Below are 16,016 nucleotides of genomic sequence, written 5' to 3' on the forward strand. Positions count from 1 at the left end.
AAGCATCACTATTACAGATCAAGATTTAATCCTGCTGAATATTTGCGCTGATAAGGATATTCCCACCCAAAACCATCGGTAATAGACTCGGGATCGAGATATTTTTTGATAGCAGAGAACTCAAAGAGGTTCTCACCTGACACGAAGAAACGTAAACGTGCGATGTGATAACGTTTAGTAAACGATTGTGGCAATGTATATCCTATCGTTACATTCTTCACACGCAGATAAGCTGCATTCAGCAGGTATTTTGTTTGCGGGATATCCAGACCACTACCATAATTGTTATCTGCAAGCCACGACTGCAATACCGGGAAATAAGAATCAGTGTTTGCATCTGCCAGTCCGGCTTTAATATAGGACTGTGAATGCTGCGCACGTAGCGCTTGATTATCGGCAGCGCCACGGTAGAAATTCAGGTTCCAGGGATATATGTTGGCATAAGGCTGCTGATAAGGACCCCAGAAAAGATAGTGGTGCGGGTAAAATTTCATCTTTGCAATACCTTGCAGAAAAACGGATACATCAAACCCTTTCCAACTGGCATCCAGATTCACACCAAAGCGATAATGCGGACTACTGTTACCGATTACACTGAGGTCCTTAGGATCTTTGGCAGAAACACCTCTTTCGATCTTTCCGTCGCCATTCAGGTCTTTATATTTAGGCCATCCCTCAATGATTTCGAGGGCTCCCCAGGGGATGAGGGAGCTTTCATCAAGTGCTTTGATCTCTTCTTTACTTTTGAACATACCATCGTTGGTGAGGCCCCAGATCTCACCCAAGGTTTGTCCTTCCCGATAGTTGCTGAAAAGCTGCTGATCATTTTTGAAACGGGTGATCTTTGTTTTATCATCAGAAACAAATACTTTGACACCAAAGTTCAGCGGGCTGTTGCCTACGTTGAAATTATTACGGTAACTTAGGGTGAGTTCCCAGCCGCGGGTAGAGAGGTCAGCGGCATTTTGTTTCGGTGGTGTTGTGCCAAGTACCGCAGGCAATTCCACACCGGAGGTAAGCATCCCGCTGGTATTACGGACATAATAATCGAACGTAGCCTGGATATGGTTCCCGTACAAACCTATATCTGTGCCGATATTGGCGGTGGTTACTTTTTCCCAGGTATAGTTGTTAGGATCCACGTTAAGTTGCGGAGCACCTGTAACTACCGTCTGGCTTGCATTGCCACCTATCAGGTAACCCGACAATCCTGTAGGGATCGTTTGGATATATCCAAAATAATCACTCACATTCTGGTTGCCGAGGCTACCATAAGAAGCTCTGAACTTAAGGGTAGACAATTGATGAGAGAGTCCCTTCATGAAATTCTCTTCGCTGGCGATCCAGGCTCCGGAAACAGAAGGGAAGAAGCCCCAGCGATTGTTGGCAGGGAAACGGGAAGACCCGTCATATCGACCATTCCCTTCAATAATGTAACGATCTTTGTAAGTATAGTTGACCCTCCCGAAGAAACTCCTGATAGCATAAGCCTGATAGGTACTACCTACGGTTGCAGCTCCGTTTGTCAGTAAAATATATGGTAATGAAGAAGAGATCAGTCCCTGTTTAGTCACGTTCACCAAATTCCATTCATAACTTTCCTGATTAAAACCTGCTAACAGTTGTATTTTATGATCATTACCAAGGGTTTTGTGATAGTTTGTGTATAGATCATATACATCATGGGTAACGGTACCGTTGTTTTCTGAAACAGCACCGGTGCCACCTTCCTGACGGATATCCTTTGGACCAAAGCCAATGTTGTATCTCCTGGAATCATTATGATATTTCCAAAGCTCACGTTTGAAACTGGCGTCGCCAATTACCTGCAGATCGTTGTTAAGGAAAGAGGCAGTACCTCTGATCACATCCTGGAAACCGAAACGGGTTTGTACATTACGACCGCCGTCTACCAGTTTGGCAGCAAGACGGCCTGCAGGGCTATTGGCCCAGGTTCCATCAGGATTCACGGCCACCTGAGTGGGTTGCAGGTAATAAACGTCTGTGATATTGTAAGCAGGTGCATCTGCTTTTGTTTGGTAGATACTAAGATTATTGTCCAGTTGCAACCAGCTAAGCGGCTTTATGTTCACTTTGTTTCGAAGGCCGTAACGGTCCCATTTGTCTTTAGACAGCCGGTTGAGGCCATTCTCATCTGTAAAATCAGCAGAAAGCAGATAAGATACTGGCATCTTCTTCGCGGTTTCAGCAGAACCGCTTAATGCGATACTGTGGTATTGTGAGAAGTTGGATTTACTGAAAAAATAATCATTCCAGTTATTGCTGCCCATATACGCCCATTTGGTAGGATCACTGGGATCAAGGCGGGTATCAGGCAGGGAAGGATTATCTGATCTTTCTTTCGCCCACTTATAATATTCGTCGGAATAATTTATATAATCCCAGGGAGTATTATTGGTGGATGTTTCCAGTACACGTGAGAAGATATATGGATCAGTAACAGGCTCAGGTAAAACTGTTCTCTTTGATCTTGCAAAATAGTTGCGGTAGCTCACAGATTGTTTGCCACCGGGAGTACCTTGTTTGGTGGTAATGAGCAATACTCCGAAAGCCGCACGGGCTCCGTAAATGGCGGCAGATGCGGCATCACGCAGTACTGAGATGGAGGCGATATCCGCCGGATTGAGACGCATCAGATCATCTGTGGCCGCAGTGATACCATCAATAACGATCAGCGGAGCATCCGTTCTGTCATTTATCGAAGTAATACCACGGATATTGATCTTGGGGGTTTGTCCGGGAGCACCACCTTTATACGTAATATTCAGGCCTGGGCTTGCGCCTTGCAAACCCTGCATCACATTAGCAATAGGTCTTTCTGCAAGTTGCCTGCCGGAGATCTGATCGATGGCACCGGTTAGGTTGATCTTCTTCTGCGTACCATATCCTATTACGATCACTTCTTCCATGGAATTCTTAGATGCCTCCATGGTAACAGTCACGTTTTCTCTTCCATTCAATGATACTTCCTGCGGATCAAATCCCACATAAGAAAATACCAGTACTGCATTTTCAGGCACCTTTAATTCGAAGTTACCTTTCGCATCTGTAGTTACACCAATAGACGTATTTTTCAGGCGTACAGTAACGCCCGGCAATACCTCGCCTGCAGTGTTAATTACTTTACCTTTTACCAGTACATCTTTGCTAACCACCGCTGCCGGCGCTATCACGATAATGTTGCCCGGCATCATACGGTAACGCAAAGCAGTATTGTCCAGCAATTGTTCCAGCACTTTATCTACCGGAAGCCCGTCTGCATTTACCGATACTTTCAGGTGCAGGGGCATGTTATCATCATTGTACACAAAGCGGTAAGTGCTGTTTTTTTCAAGTGCAGCCAACGCTCTTTCTAACTGTACCTGTGATAATTTCAGTGTTATTTTTGATTGTGAGTGCACTGCACCGCTTACATGCAGGCATGTGACCATTCCGAACAGCATAAAAAACTTCATAAAAACTAACAGTTTATACAGCCGCCGCAGCGGGACATTATTGTCCACTGTGCTTTTTTTCATACTTTTGTTTTGTTGGTTAATTAATCTGATTGTTGCGCAAAAGACAATACGAAGCCGTTAACCGATAAATACGCGGGGAATGGTGAGAACATTTCCCGTTTTTTTATCCGTTAAGGAAACCTGAGATCCGCGTTGTTACAGGTGAATTAAGTCATAGTAGTAATTTTAATCGATTAAACAGATTGGCTACTCAATCCAGATTTTTCCACTTGCATCTTTAATATAGGTAAACGAACTGGTAGACGCCAGCGCTGCCAGTACGTCATCAAGACGATCAGTTTCAAATACACCGGTAAAATAAAGTGATCGCTTCTGCTGGTTGTGGAAGCCTATCTCGGCACCATACCATTGTTCCAGCAGCGCAGTGACTTTTTCCAGTTGCAGGTGTTTAAAGGCCAGCTTATTTTTCACCCAGGCCGTTTCAGATACAATGCTGTCCCGTACGTGTGTCAGTTGTTGTTTATATACTGTTGCTGGTAATTTTCTGGTATCGGTTTTACTCACCGGTTCATCTTCAATATCGAAGAGATTAGCTGGTACAGTTAGTTTTTCGTTGGGATGCAGTGCCACCTTTTGTTTGCCTGCCTTATCCAGTTGCACTTCAACAGAGCCTTCCACCAACGAAGTAACGGCGCTGGATTCACCAGGATAAGCCCTTACATTAAAAGAAGTACCCAGCACCAGGATGGTAAAGGATTTCGTTTGTACACGAAAGGGCCTGTTGGCATCAGTAGCTACCTGAAAAAAAGCTTCCCCTTCCAGTTGTACAATTCTGGGTTGACCAGCGGCAAACGTTTTCGGATATTCCAGTCTGCTTCCAGAATTGAGCCATACACGCGAGCCATCCGGCAACAACATCTGTGAGCGTGTTCCCTTCAGTGTTACTTTTTGTGCCAGCGGTAATGGTTTAGCGGGAACGCGGTGCTGTATTTTCCATCCTGCGAAAACGATCAGCACTATACTGGCCGCTACAGCAGTGATACGTGGCCATAAGCGGAATACCTGGCGCGCTGGAACAGCTTCATCCTCAACAGTGAAGGACGCCGCCTGTAAACGTTTCTGGTGTTTTTCCAGCATGTTATGTGGCAACTCCTTTTGTGCGGCTTCTTTCCACTGCCTGGTAAATACCTCCCGGATATAGAATGCATCCGGATATTCCTGCAACAATTGCTGCAGTTTTTCCGCTTCGGCAGAAGTCAGTTCATTGGCTATTTCCCTGGCCAACAGGTTGTAAAATTTTTCCTTATCCATACTAATGATACTAAAAGGACAATACGGTTAACAGAAATTCCCTAAGGATTTTTAAAAAAAATTATGAATCGAGATGAAGGTAGGATTTTGCCACTTCCCCGGACAGGTCAAAACGTAAGGTCTCCGTCACTTTTTTAATGGCAATAGTGAGTTGTGCATCCACGGTTTTAGGAGAAATATTAAGGAGTTCCGCTACTTCGCGATAGCTGAACTGGTCATGCTTCACAAGGCGAAAGATGAGCTGACAGCGAGCCGGAAGACTTCGGATAGCTGCTTCTATTTTCCCGGAAACCTCTGAAGAGATCATCCCGCTCTCAGCATCAGGCGCAATCTGTAAGGCGGAAATATCCAGCAATTCCAGGCTGGCATGCAAATGGCGACGTTGTTGTCGTAAAGTGTTTAGTGAAAGATTTTTAGTGATAACATACAGATAAACAGCAGGATTTTGTACATGAGTAAGCTGGTGGCGTTTCTGCCATATCGCAATAAAAACATCTGATACCACTTCTTCGGCAAGGTGAAATGAAGAAACTATCGCAGCAGAAAAATGAAGCAATCGGTTACACAAAGCAAGATATAACTCATTGTATGCCTGCATATCATCGTTGCAGACCTTTTCAAAAAGAGACCTAATCTGCTCATCATTCCTCATGGAACAAAATTATATAAATCAGGGAAAGCCTATTATTAACGATATGTTACGATTTTGGCCATTTGAATACCATGTTAAATAAGGCGGTGAAGTTAAGCGAATCTTTGCTAAAGATCAGAATAAGTCTATTGATTTTGTAGAGTAGTTGTAAGAGTATAACTTTGCCGCAAACTATACCCGTGTTAAAAAAATCAATCGAGAGCCTTCAGCAGGAAGCTGCACAAACGGGCGGCAATACACTAAAAAGAAGTTTGGGTGGTATTAACCTGATAGCCATAGGGATAGGTGTTATTATCGGAGCGGGCCTGTTCTCCTTAACAGGCATTGCGGCGGCTAATAATGCCGGTCCGGCCGTTATCCTGTCCTTTGTACTGGCGGCGGTAGGTTGTGCGTTCAGCGCCCTCTGTTACGCAGAAATGGCCTCTATGGTGCCTGTTGCAGGCAGCGCTTATACTTACGCATATGCTACCCTGGGTGAACTGTTTGCCTGGATCATAGGCTGGGACCTGGTGCTGGAATATTCTGTAGGAGCCGCTACGGTAGGTATCAGTTGGTCTAAGTACCTGGTAACTTTCCTGGGCAAATTCAATATCCATCTACCGGCACAGTTGGTCGCTTCTCCTTTTGAACTGATCACACTGGCAGATGGTACACAGATCCATGGATATATTAATCTGCCTGCGGTACTGATCATTGTATTTATTACTTCTATCATTATATGGGGGACCAAGGGCTCTGCCCTGTTCAATGCTATTGTCGTAGCGCTGAAAGTAAGTGTGGTACTGGTATTTATTGCACTGGGCTGGCATTATATCAATCCTGAGAATTATAAGCCATTCATTCCCGCCAATAACGGGGAGTTCGGACATTTTGGATGGAGTGGTATTCTGCGTGGTGCCGGTGTGGTATTCTTTGTTTTTATAGGGTTTGATATCGTGGCGACTATGGCACAGGAGACAAAGAACCCTAAGAGGAATATGCCTATAGGGATTTTAGGCTCGCTGATAGTATGTACGATATTGTTTGTGCTGTTCGGATATGTAATGACCGGATTGGCACATTATACGGAGTTTAAGGACAGTGCGGCCCCGGTGGCGATAGCGATAGCGCATACGCCTTATGAATGGCTGTTTATGGCTGTTATTGCAGCTATCCTGATAGGGTATACTTCGGTGATACTGGTAGATTTACTGGGGCAGTCCAGGGTATTTTATTCTATGAGTAAAGACGGATTACTGCCGAACGTATTTTCCCATTTACATCCGAAATTTAATACGCCGTTTAAATCTAATATCGTGTTGTGCCTGTTTATCAGTTTGTTTGCCGGACTGGTACCCATCCAGGTAGTAGGGGAGATGACGAGTATCGGTACATTACTGGCGTTTGTAATGGTATGCATAGGTGTATTGATCCTGAGAAAAACACAGCCCGATATACCAAGGCCCTTTAGAACTCCATGGGTGCCTGTTGTGCCTATTCTGGGTATTTTAACCTGCCTGACCATGATGGCGGCTCTGCCACTGGATACATGGATAAGACTGATAGTATGGCTGCTGATAGGTTTTGCTATTTATTTCGGGTATGGGAAGAAGCATAGTAAACTAAGAAACTCATTATAAAAAAAGCCGGATGTTGTTAACAACATCCGGCTTTTTACTTAGACCTTAATAGCCTCAGTGCTACTAAATCCTGTAACTTTATCTTGCCTTTACTATAACCGGGTGGCCACTTATCATTTAGTAAAATTGAAACAAGGCTGCGTTTTAATATATTTACTTCTTTAACTGCTTATGAAAAGATTACTACTTGCTTTTACAGCCTGTTGTATGGCTGTTGGCGTCCATGCCCAGGACAACGCATTATGGCTGAGATATCCCGCTATCTCTCCTGATGGAAAGACCATTGCTTTTGGCTATAAAGGAGATATCTACCGGGTAGATGTTAATGGCGGCGTTGCTGTGCCGGTGACTATCCATGAAGCACAGGATATGATGCCTGTATGGAGTCATGATGGTAAACAGATCGCTTTTGCCAGTGACCGTTATGGCAACTTTGACGTGTTTGTAATGTCTGCCACGGGTGGTACCCCTGTAAGGCTTACTTATAACAGCGCCGGAGATTATCCGTATGATTTTAGTCCGGATAATAAGCAGGTACTGTACGGCAGTGCGAGGAATGCACCCGCTTCCGCTATCCGTTTCAGTTCTCATTTATTCAATAACCTGTATACTGTGCCGGTTACCGGTGGCAGATCTCTGCTGGTAAGTGCTGCCGGTGCAGAGAACGCGCATTACAACAGTAAAGGTAATCAGCTGGTATTCCAGGACAGGAAAGGATATGAAGATCCCTGGAGGAAACACCACGTATCTGCGGTGACACGTGATATATGGATCTATGATCTCAATACAAAATCTTACAAACAGATTTCTTCTTATGAAGGAGAAGACAGAGAGCCTGTGTTTGGAAATAATGACCAGGTATATTACCTGAGTGAGAAGGGAGGCATTTCCCAGAACCTCTTTGTATATGATAAGGGGCAGTTGCAACAGCTCACACATTTTGATAAAAACCCTGTACGTCATTTATCCCGTGCTGATAATAATACGCTTTGCTTTACTTATAACGGAGAGATCTATACGTTAAAGGAAGGGCAACAACCTAAGAAGATCGCAGTACAGGTATTGAACGACGGCCGTTATTTAACAGAGAAGCATTTGCCTGTAAGTGGTAATGTGACACAGTTCGCAATGAGCCCGAATGGTAAGGAGATGGCGTTCATTGCCCGTGGGGAAGTATTTGTGACCAGCGTGGACAACAACATGACTAAACGTATCACCAATACACCGCAGCAGGAAAGATCTGTGCAGTGGTCGCCCGATGGGAAACATTTAGTCTATGCTGCTGAGCGTAACGGTAACTGGGATATTTACCAGAGTTCAATAGTACGTGCAGAAGAGCCTTATTTCTTTGCAGCCACATTGTTAAAAGAAGAGCCGTTGTTAGCGACTGATGCGCAGGAGTTTCAGCCGTTTTTCTCACCGGATGGCAAAGAAATAGTGTATGTGGAAGACAGGAATATACTGAGGATATATAATATCGCTTCTAAGAAAAGCCGTACGTTATTACCTAAGGGTCGTAACTATTCTTACTCTGACGGGGACTGGGATTTTGCATGGAGTCCTGATGGGAAATGGATAGTAGCAGAGGACCATCAGGGATATGCGTTTGGTGTAAGTAATGCCGCGCTGATACCGGTAGATGGAAAAGGAGAGGTGATTTATCCTGTAAAGAGCGGGTTTGGAGAATCTGGTATTAAATGGGCCGCAGATGGGAAGGTCCTGACATGGCAGAGTGAGCGTGAAGGACGCCGTTCTCTGGCTAAACAAGGTAGCAGGGAAGTGGATATTTACGGCGTGTTCTTTGACCAGGATACGTATGATCAGTTTAAATTATCGAAAGATGAATTTACTTTACTGAAGGAAAAGAACGATACAACAGCTAAGAAAGACACGACTGCTGCTAAGAAAAAGTTCCAGCCCGATTTTAATAATCTGGAGAACAGAATAACGCGTTTAACTATTAACAGCGCTTCTATCAGTGATTATGTAGTGAATAAAGATGCCAGTAAGATCTATTACACCGCTTCTTTTGAAAAGGGATATGACCTGTGGGTAACAGAACCAAGAACAGGAGATACGAAAATCCTTGCCAAACTGAGTGGTACACAGGGGGATATTGCATTAAGTAAAGATGGCAATTCTTTGTTCGTAAGCAACAAAGGAAGTGTGGTGAAAGTGGATGCTGCTTCAGGTAAGATCACACCGGTGAATATCAATACAGAGTTTGAATGGAATGCAGATGCAGAACGTCGTTACATCTTTGAGCATGCCTGGAAAGAAGTGAAGGATAAGTTTTATGATCCTTCTTTACGTGGACTTGACTGGGAAGGATATGCAAAAAACTACGAACGTTTCCTTCCGCATATCAGTAATAACTACGACTTCCAGGAATTGCTGAGTGAATTATTAGGAGAGCTGAACGGATCACATACAGGTAGCCGTTATTATCCTTCCAATCCTAATGGGGATATTACGGCAGCCTTAGGATTATTGTATGATGAAACATATACCGGTAATGGTCTGAAGGTAGATGAAGTGATTGCCGGCGGCCCTTTTGATAAGGCTGCCAGTAAGCTGAAAAAAGGAAATATCATTGAACGTATTAACGGATCGGAGATTACTTCTCAGGCCGACTGGGCCACCTTACTGAACCGTAAGACAGGAGAGAATATCCTGGTAAGTATTACTGATGGTCAGCAACATTGGGATGAAACAGTGAAACCTGTCACCGGTGGAGAAGAAGATGTGCTGATGTACAAACGTTGGGTGAACAGGATGCGTGTAATGGTAGATAAACTGAGTGGCGGTAAAGTAGGATATATCCATGTACAGAGCATGAATGATGCAAGCTATCGCTCTGTATATGATGAAGTGATGGGTAAGAACAGGGATAAGCAGGCATTGATTGTAGACACCCGCTTTAATGGCGGTGGCTGGTTACATGATGACCTGGCTACATTCCTGAGTGGCAAACGTTATCTGGATTTTGCTCCGCAGGGGAACAAGGTGAAAGGTGGTGAGCCGGAAGGCAGATGGCAGAAACCCAGTTGCGTGATTATGAGTGAAGGGAATTATAGTGATGCCTTCATCTTCCCGTATATCTATAAACAGAACGGACTGGGTAAAGTAATTGGTATGCCGGTCGCTGGTACAGGTACAGCAGTATGGTGGGAAAGACAGATAGATCCTTCCATGATCTTTGGTATTCCCATGATCGCGACTATCGGTAAAGAAGGACGTCCTACAGAGAATCTGCAACTGGAGCCTGATATTAAAGTACCGTTAAGTTATGAGGATAACTTAAACGGGAAAGATACGCAACTGGAAGCTGCGGTGAAGGAGATGATGAAAGAGATTAAATAATTGATAAGATAAAAGACCGGACATGTTCCGGTCTTTTGTTTTTGATTAACTTTATCAGGATAGAAAACTCTTTTTGGACCCACAATTAACCCACGTATGAGAATCCTTCTGAATGGTCTTTTACTGACCGTATTATTTAGCGCCTGTACTAAAAACAAAGAATCACTTAAATCATCATCGGGTATAGCAGTGGCAGCAGCAGGAGCGCCATCTGACCCGGCAAGAGCTGCGTTAAAAACGCTTATTTCCAATGTTACAACAGCTACCGCTAAAGTGTACAATGTCAAAGATAATGTGGGGCATACAATGGATTGTGCGAAGATCATTGCTAACCCCAATGGTGGTTTTATTGCTGTGTACCATACTTATGTAAACGGGTCGGCCAAGGTGAACCTGGCGACGTCTGCCAATTTACTTACCTGGACCTGGATCAGGGAACTGGCAGGAAGTAATACAGGGTCTGCCTCGCAGCCTACTATTAAAGTAGCTTCCGATGGTGGATTTGTAATGGCATGGGAACAGGAGCCTGGTAATCATCTGAAATTTGTGTATTTCAAAAACTGGACAGATTTGCAGAATGGAGTAGTGAATAAGAGTTATGAAGCGTCGCGTACGCTTTCTTCCTGTGCAGAAGGAACACCTGATTTGTATGCTGCCAGCAGCACGAGCCTGGATGTAGGATTCCATTATTATGCGAATTGTGATGTGGACAGACAGGCCAGGGGAACGCTGACGGATTTTAACAGTTGGAGTGCATCTAAACAGTCGAATGTTGACAATGCGTTGTTGTATTGGGGCGTTGCCGGGAATATCGGGGACCGGGATGGGTATCTGAATTATCAGGGGTATAATTTTGGATTGATAGAGGGGCAGTTTACGAAGGGGGATTTTGGCACATGGAGGACGTTTATATATGATTATTCTACCGGTAATGCAGAACAATTGAATATACAGACAAATGGAGGGAGTTTAGCCTTTGCGAATCCTACATTTACGGATGTAGTGATTAACGGGCAGCATGCGGTGGTAGTGACGTTGTTCGTACCTAGTGAGAATTCGGCACCGGGAGAAGCTGGGGAGTTGATTTATTATAAGACATACTAAGAACATACTAAAAACAGGTCTTTATCAGGTATTGAACAGGTACTAAATGGAAACAGGCTGTCATACATTGACAGCCTGTCTGGTTTTAGAATGGTATTATCGGGCGGTACCATTGACCATCCATCTTGTGCCAAAGCGGTCTACAAAGTGGCCAAAGAAATCTCCCCAGAATTGTTTTTCCAATGGCATGAGCACATTTCCTCCTTTTGATAATGCGTTAAATACACGTGTGGCTTCGGCTTCTCCATCAACGGCAATTGACAGTGATGAGGAATCTCCGTATTTGAGTTGTTGTCCGGGAAGGCTGTCGGACGCCATGATCGTGTTTTCGCCGAAGTAGATAACACCGTGCAGTACTTTGTTCTTGTAGTCTTCCGGTGTGTTCATGTTAGGATTATCGTAACGGCTTACGATTTCTACATTACCGTTGAGAATGTCTTTATAAAAATTTAATGCTTCTTCGCAGTTTCCCTGGAAGTGCAGATAAGGTACAAGTTTCATAACGGTGTTTATTTTTGTATACAAAAATAAGTAGTAAAAGTTCGGATGAGGGAGGTGAAAAAAGTCAAGTTTAGGGGGGATTTAAGACAAATTGTGTAAATTAATGCTGTTGTTATAAACCTATCATGATGAAAAAGCTGGCATTACTGCTTACGCATAAACACAGACTGATCAGTATCGCTGCTATATTGGATGTGTTTGACACGGTAAATAGTTTTTATACCGGCATGCAGCAGCCTCCGTTTTTTGATATTCAACTGGTGGTACCGGATGATGAGGTGATGCCTTTGCCTGATTATCCTGCTGTTACCCTGGCCAGTGCTTCTTCAGCCGATGTGGTACTGATCCCGGCTTTTGTGGCGGAAGATCTTGGGCAGGCGCTTGCTGCCAACAGCGCTTTTGTTCCCTGGATACAGGAACAGTACCGGAATGGTGCAGAAATAGCGAGCTTCTGTACCGGGGCATTTTTGCTGGGTTCTACCGGGCTGCTGAATGGAAAGCCTGCCACTACGCATGTAATGTCCTGCCCGGCGTTTGCGGGTATTTTTCCGGAAGTATTGCTGCAATCGGACAGGGTATTAACTGCTGCGGAAGGGATCTATACCAGCGGAGGCGCTACGAGTACTTTTCATTTGCTGATATATCTGGTGGAGAAGTATTGTGGCCGGCCGATGGCGGTACAGACGGCCAAGGTGTTTGCCATTGATATGGATAGGTATACACAGGCTTATTTCAGCGTGTTCATGCCGGATAAACATCATACGGATACATTGATCACAGAAGTGCAGAAACGTATGGAAACGGGGTATAAGGACGCGAATACGGTGGAAGCATTTATGGAGGATATACCTGCCAGCAGGCGGAACTTTGTACGGCGGTTTAAACTGGCGACCGGTATTACGCCGATAGAATATTTACAGAAGACGCGTATAGAGGCCGCCAAGAAGCTGCTGGAACAGACAGGTAACAGTATACTGACTGTAATGCTGGATTGCGGGTATAATGATGTGAAGGCTTTTAGGAAGGTGTTCAGGAAAGAGGTAGGGCTGACGCCTACGGAATACAGATTGAAGTTTTCCGGTGGAAACAGGAAACTGGCGACGGCTTAAAAGAGTTTGATTTTTGGGTACAGGGCGAAGCCCTGCAAAACCCCTTTAATTTTTTTTGATGCTGCGAAGCAGCATCAAAAAAAATAGGATTTTACTGATCGATAGTAGCGCTTTAAAAATAATATCTTATCTTGATCTGACTTCACCGAGGGAAACGGGAATCATTTTATCAATCTTATTTATTAATCCCGTTTATTTATGTCAGTACATTTAAAGAAGGCGATCAAGCCTGTTCACCTGTGGGCCATTGGCGTAGGTTTGGTTATCTCTGGCGAATATTTCGGCTGGAATTATGGCTGGGGAGTAGCCGGTACCGTAGGCTTCCTGATTGCTACACTGATCATCACATTATTGTACGTCACTTTTATCTTCAGCTTTACAGAACTCACCACTTCTATTCCCCAGGCAGGCGGCCCATTTACTTATTCGCACCGGGCATTGGGGCCTATCGGCGGTCTTATTGCCGGGTATGCCACTGCCGTGGAGTTTTTGCTGGCCACTCCTGCTATTGCTTTTGCATTGGGGAACTATCTGCATTTTTTACATCCTGCTTTGCCCGTACTGGGATGTGGGATCGGGTTTTATGTATTGCTGACAGGTGTGAACTTATTGGGGATTAAGGAATCTGCTCTTTTTTCACTGGTGATCACTTTACTGGCAGTATTTGAATTGCTGGTATACATGGGTATCGTTGGGCCTTCTTTTAAGATGGACAACTTTATGCATGATCCTATGCCATTTGGCTGGCTCGGCGTATTTGCGGCACTGCCTTTTGCAATATGGCTATATGTGTGCATTGAAGGCATTGCCATGGTAGCAGAGGAAGTACAGGACCCTTCCCGCAATATTCCAAAAGGATATATTTCAGGGATCCTGACTTTGATGATACTGGCCATTGGCGTGATGATGTTCACCGGTGGAATTACAGACTGGAAAGAATTGTCTGCCATAGATTATCCTTTGCCTGAAGCAATTGGTATTGTGCTGGGGAAACAAAGCGGGATTACGAAGATATTTGCGGGAATAGGTCTGTTTGGATTGATTGCTTCCTTTAACGGGATCATCCTTAGTTATTCCAGGCAGTTATTTGCGCTGGCAAGGGCGGGTTATTTACCTTCTTTTTTAGCAGCCCTGAGCCCTAAACGGCAGGCGCCGCACTGGTCGTTAATAACAGGCGGATTATTAGGTGTTGTAGCGCTTTGTATCGGTAAAACGGACCAACTGGTAATATTGTCCGTATTAGGCGCGGTGGTGATGTATATTCTGAGTATGATCAGCCTGTTTGTATTGAGAAGTAAGGAGCCATTACTGGAACGTCCTTTTAAGGCGCCATTATATCCCTGGTTTCCGGCTATCGCTTTAATTTTGTCTCTGATATCCCTGGCGGCTATCATTTATTACAATGTCTTTTTAAGTGCATTGTTCTTTGCAGGTATGCTCATTGCCCTGGTTATTTTTGTGGCGATGGGCAGGCATAAAGTCCAAACATTAGTACATGGCGTTTAAGAGTACGATACAACATAAAACATATCATTTTAACGACCTCCGTACGTTGCTGGCGAAGGCGACCCCTTTTCGTTCGGGAGATGCTTTGGCAGGATTGGCAGCGGATAGTTATGAGGAAAGGGTAGCGGCGCAGATGGCATTGGCGGATGTACCGTTAAAAGTGTTTTTAAATGAGGCCGTGATCCCTTATGAACAGGATGAGGTGACACGGTTGATCATGGATACCCATGATGCGGTGGCGTTTGCTCCTGTAAGCCATCTTACGGTGGGGGAATTCAGGGACTGGTTGCTGGGAGACAGTGCTGCAACGATTGCATTGCAGCAATTGGCGCCGGGGATTACACCGGAGATGGCAGCGGCAGTGTCTAAGCTGATGCGGAACCAGGATTTAATTAGTGTGGCGCAAAAATGTGAGGTAGTAACGAAGTTCCGGAATACGATTGGTTTGAAAGGGCATTTGTCGGTGCGCTTACAACCGAATCATAATACGGACGACCCGAAGGGGATTGCAGCCAGTATTGTAGACGGATTGTTGTACGGCAGCGGGGATGCGGTAATAGGGATTAATCCGGCGACGGACAGTCCGCAGGCGGTAGTGACCTTGTTACAGATGTTAGACCAGTTGCGTCAGCAGTTTGAGATACCGACACAGTCTTGTGTACTGTGTCATGTAACCACCGCGATGCAGATCATGCACCGGGCGCCGGTGGACCTCGTTTTCCAGTCGATCGCAGGGACGGAACAGGCGAATAAAAGTTTTGGGATTGATATTGCTTTGCTGGCAGAGGCGCATGCTGCTGCATTGTCTTTGCAGCGGGGAACGGTAGGGAATAATGTGATGTATTTTGAGACGGGGCAGGGGAGTGCGTTATCTGCCAATGCGAATGCCGGGGTAGACCAGCAGACTTGTGAGGTACGTTCTTATGCCGTCGCCCGGCGGTTTTCTCCTTTACTGGTGAATACGGTAGTGGGTTTTATTGGTCCGGAGTATTTGTTTGATGGTAAGCAGATTATCAGGGCTGCCCTGGAAGACCATTTTTGCGGGAAGCTGATGGGATTACCGATGGGCGTGGATATCTGTTATACGAATCATGCGGAAGCAGATCAGGATGATATGGATAATTTACTGACGCTTTTAAGTGTGGCAGGGGTTAATTTCATCATGGGGGTACCAGGGGCAGATGATATCATGTTAAATTATCAGTCTACCTCTTTTCATGATGCTTTGTATGCAAGGAAGGTATTAGGGCTTAAACCTGCTCCTGAGTTTGAGCAATGGTTGCAGCGACAGGGAATTATGGATGTAGCTGGTAAGTTATTATCGGTTGGGGAGACACATCGGTTGCTGGGGTACGGGGTGTAAACATAAAAG

At 44.8% G+C, this 16,016-nt stretch carries 10 protein-coding genes; 6 read left to right on the forward strand and 4 right to left on the reverse strand.

Annotation, left to right across the window (positions count from 1 at the left end; all coding sequences use genetic code 11):
• Window positions 1–11: 11 nt before the first annotated feature.
• From GO495_RS05810 to GO495_RS05820, 3 genes are all read right to left on the reverse strand, one after another.
• Complete coding sequence (locus GO495_RS05810; RefSeq protein ID WP_170302633.1) at window positions 12–3,476, reverse strand: SusC/RagA family TonB-linked outer membrane protein; 3,465 nt, start codon at window positions 3,474–3,476, stop codon at window positions 12–14.
• A gap of 249 nt (window positions 3,477–3,725) precedes the next feature.
• Window positions 3,726–4,790: a FecR family protein gene (locus GO495_RS05815; RefSeq protein ID WP_157298722.1), complete on the reverse strand. Its 1,065-nt coding sequence runs from the start codon at window positions 4,788–4,790 to the stop codon at window positions 3,726–3,728.
• Window positions 4,791–4,851: 61 nt separating this feature from the next.
• On the reverse strand, window positions 4,852–5,442 hold the full coding sequence (locus GO495_RS05820) for an RNA polymerase sigma factor (protein WP_157298723.1): 591 nt from the start codon (window positions 5,440–5,442) through the stop codon (window positions 4,852–4,854).
• A gap of 179 nt (window positions 5,443–5,621) precedes the next feature.
• Here GO495_RS05820 and GO495_RS05825 point away from each other — a divergent pair, with 179 nt between their 5' ends.
• From GO495_RS05825 to GO495_RS05835, 3 genes are all read left to right on the forward strand, one after another.
• Window positions 5,622–7,061: an amino acid permease gene (locus GO495_RS05825; protein ID WP_338075365.1), complete on the forward strand. Its 1,440-nt coding sequence runs from the start codon at window positions 5,622–5,624 to the stop codon at window positions 7,059–7,061.
• A 171-nt stretch (window positions 7,062–7,232) separates the two neighbouring features.
• Window positions 7,233–10,424, forward strand: coding sequence for a S41 family peptidase (locus tag GO495_RS05830; RefSeq protein ID WP_157298725.1), 3,192 nt, complete (start codon window positions 7,233–7,235; stop codon window positions 10,422–10,424).
• A 96-nt stretch (window positions 10,425–10,520) separates the two neighbouring features.
• The gene (locus tag GO495_RS05835) at window positions 10,521–11,528 is read left to right on the forward strand and encodes a hypothetical protein (RefSeq protein ID WP_157298726.1); all 1,008 of its coding nucleotides are present in this window, start codon (window positions 10,521–10,523) and stop codon (window positions 11,526–11,528) included.
• A gap of 96 nt (window positions 11,529–11,624) precedes the next feature.
• Here GO495_RS05835 and GO495_RS05840 read toward each other — a convergent pair whose 3' ends face one another.
• Window positions 11,625–12,029 carry a VOC family protein gene (locus tag GO495_RS05840; protein WP_157298727.1) on the reverse strand — a complete coding sequence of 135 codons (405 nt, stop codon included), beginning with the start codon at window positions 12,027–12,029 and terminating at the stop codon, window positions 11,625–11,627.
• 128 nt (window positions 12,030–12,157) lie between these two features.
• Here GO495_RS05840 and GO495_RS05845 point away from each other — a divergent pair, with 128 nt between their 5' ends.
• The 3 genes from GO495_RS05845 (at window position 12,158) to GO495_RS05855 (ending at window position 16,007) form a co-directional block, all read left to right on the forward strand.
• Entirely contained in the window at window positions 12,158–13,138 is a 981-nt protein-coding gene (locus GO495_RS05845) for a GlxA family transcriptional regulator (protein WP_157299110.1), read from the forward strand.
• A gap of 198 nt (window positions 13,139–13,336) precedes the next feature.
• Window positions 13,337–14,644 carry an ethanolamine permease gene (eat, locus tag GO495_RS05850; RefSeq protein WP_157298728.1) on the forward strand — a complete coding sequence of 436 codons (1,308 nt, stop codon included), beginning with the start codon at window positions 13,337–13,339 and terminating at the stop codon, window positions 14,642–14,644.
• Window positions 14,634–16,007 carry an ethanolamine ammonia-lyase subunit EutB gene (locus GO495_RS05855; RefSeq protein ID WP_157298729.1) on the forward strand — a complete coding sequence of 458 codons (1,374 nt, stop codon included), beginning with the start codon at window positions 14,634–14,636 and terminating at the stop codon, window positions 16,005–16,007. Before eat ends, GO495_RS05855 begins: the two co-directional genes overlap by 11 nt.
• Window positions 16,008–16,016 lie beyond the last annotated feature (9 nt).

Source organism: Chitinophaga oryziterrae, from assembly GCF_009758125.1.
Taxonomy (GTDB): Bacteria; Bacteroidota; Bacteroidia; order Chitinophagales; family Chitinophagaceae; genus Chitinophaga; species Chitinophaga oryziterrae.

Excerpts from the sequence above, each read along its gene's own strand:
- eat (WP_157298728.1), top strand. The coding sequence starts at position 13,337 with ATGTCAGTACATTTAAAGAAGGCGATCAAGCCTGTTCACCTGTGGGCC.
- GO495_RS05810 (WP_170302633.1), bottom strand. The coding sequence starts at position 3,476 with ATGAAGTTTTTTATGCTGTTCGGAATGGTCACATGCCTGCATGTAAGC.
- GO495_RS05830 (WP_157298725.1), top strand. The coding sequence starts at position 7,233 with ATGAAAAGATTACTACTTGCTTTTACAGCCTGTTGTATGGCTGTTGGC.
- GO495_RS05855 (WP_157298729.1), top strand. The coding sequence starts at position 14,634 with ATGGCGTTTAAGAGTACGATACAACATAAAACATATCATTTTAACGAC.
- GO495_RS05840 (WP_157298727.1), bottom strand. The coding sequence starts at position 12,029 with ATGAAACTTGTACCTTATCTGCACTTCCAGGGAAACTGCGAAGAAGCA.
- GO495_RS05845 (WP_157299110.1), top strand. The coding sequence starts at position 12,158 with ATGAAAAAGCTGGCATTACTGCTTACGCATAAACACAGACTGATCAGT.
- GO495_RS05835 (WP_157298726.1), top strand. The coding sequence starts at position 10,521 with ATGAGAATCCTTCTGAATGGTCTTTTACTGACCGTATTATTTAGCGCC.
- GO495_RS05815 (WP_157298722.1), bottom strand. The coding sequence starts at position 4,790 with ATGGATAAGGAAAAATTTTACAACCTGTTGGCCAGGGAAATAGCCAAT.
- GO495_RS05820 (WP_157298723.1), bottom strand. The coding sequence starts at position 5,442 with ATGAGGAATGATGAGCAGATTAGGTCTCTTTTTGAAAAGGTCTGCAAC.